This window comes from Mycolicibacterium vaccae NBRC 14118 = CIP 105934, assembly GCF_001552715.1.
Classification (GTDB): domain Bacteria; phylum Actinomycetota; class Actinomycetes; order Mycobacteriales; family Mycobacteriaceae; genus Mycobacterium; species Mycobacterium vaccae.
The window spans coordinates 1-1,457 of the sequence record NZ_BCRS01000336.1; the positions used below are offsets into that span (position 1 = coordinate 1).

At 65.5% G+C, this 1,457-nt stretch carries 1 protein-coding gene and 1 pseudogene; both read right to left on the reverse strand.

Annotated elements, in window-relative coordinates; all coding sequences use genetic code 11:
• Positions 1-168: 168 nt before the first annotated feature.
• Positions 169-777 (reverse strand): LysE/ArgO family amino acid transporter, encoded by a 609-nt coding sequence (locus tag MVA01S_RS29820; protein WP_003933953.1) that lies wholly within the window; start codon positions 775-777, stop codon positions 169-171.
• Between the two features lie 217 nt (positions 778-994).
• Positions 995-1,457: pseudogene (locus tag MVA01S_RS29825) on the reverse strand (amidohydrolase family protein); the annotation flags it as partial.

Below are 1,457 nucleotides of genomic sequence, written 5' to 3' on the forward strand. Positions count from 1 at the left end.
GGCGGCAGCGCCGGGTCCACTGGAAGGGGCTGGGCGCCGACCTGGGTGGCGGCAGCCAGCGCGGCGCCGCCCAGAAGCGCGTTCACGGCCGCGAATTTGACTACCTGCACAACGGTCACATCGACGAGGCTAGTGCCTGGCGTTACAGCGCGATACTTTTCGGCCGGCTCAGCGCACCAGCAGCGCGAGGCCCAGGGCGAGCATCGTCGCGGCGATCGCCCCGTCGAGCAGTCGCCAGGTCTTCGGTGACGCGAACAGGTGGCGCAGGCGCCGGGCGCCGAACCCCAGGCCGCTGAACCAGACGGCGCTGGCGGCGACGGCACCGGCACCGAACAGCCATTTGCCGTCCTGGTGTTCGTTGGCCAGCGCGCCGAGCAGGATCACGGTGTCCAGATAGACGTGCGGGTTGAGGAAGGTCATCGCCAGGCAGGTGGCCAGCACCGCGGTCAACCGGGCCGGCGCGGCGTCAGCCGGGGTGAGGACGCCGGGCTTGAGCGCGCGACGCGCGGCGAGCAGGCCGTAGCCGACCAGGAATGCGGCGCCACCGAACTTGGTGGCGGTGACGATGTCGGGGTGGGCGGCGATCAGCGCGCCGAACCCCGCGATGCCCGCGGCGATCAGCAGCAGGTCCGACACGGTGCACACCGCGACGACGGGCAGCACGTGTTCGCCGCGGATGCCTTGGCGCAGCACGAACGCGTTCTGCGCCCCGATGGCCGCGATCAGCGCCATCGTGGTGGCGAAGCCGCTGAGCACGACGACGTAGGCAGGGTTCACGTCAATGACGCTAGGACCCGTCCGAGATGCAGTACAGCTAATAATTCTTCAGTCAGATCAGAAAATCTAATGTCTCCCCGATGACGTTGGAACGCCGGCCCGCGGGGGCCTCCCTCCGACGACGACAAGCTGCGGTGGCTAGCTCCGCCGCAGCTGGGCGCTGGGCGGCGTCTGCCCTTCTTATCCCTTGATGGGATTGCTTGGACGTCATTGCTCCTTACGCTTTGGCGAGTTGCTTCTGTTCGTAGAGTCGTTCCCATTCCTTACGGGGCCTGATCGAGACGTCGACGTCGGTGGCCTTGGCTCGCAGAGCCCATACTGTCGCTTGGCTTTTCGGGGTGAGTTTGAACGGATCCCAGCCGAAGAATCGGCAGGAGTTCTCCCAGGTGATCTTGTTGATGTCGGTGTCGTCGGCACCCGCGGCGTCCAGTTCGGCTAGTACCTGCTCGGGGGCATCGGGCCAGAAGCAATCTGAGTGCGGGTAGTCGCACTCCCAGGCGATGATGTCGATGCCGATCTCGTGACGCAGTTTGAGCGAGGTCTTGTCGGTGACGTAGCAGGCCAACGAATGCTCGCGGAACACATCGCTCGGCATCTTGTCGCCGAAGTCACGGCGCAGCCACTTCTGATTACTGTAGTGCCGGTCGCTGCGGTCGAGATAGAAAGGGATCCAACCGATT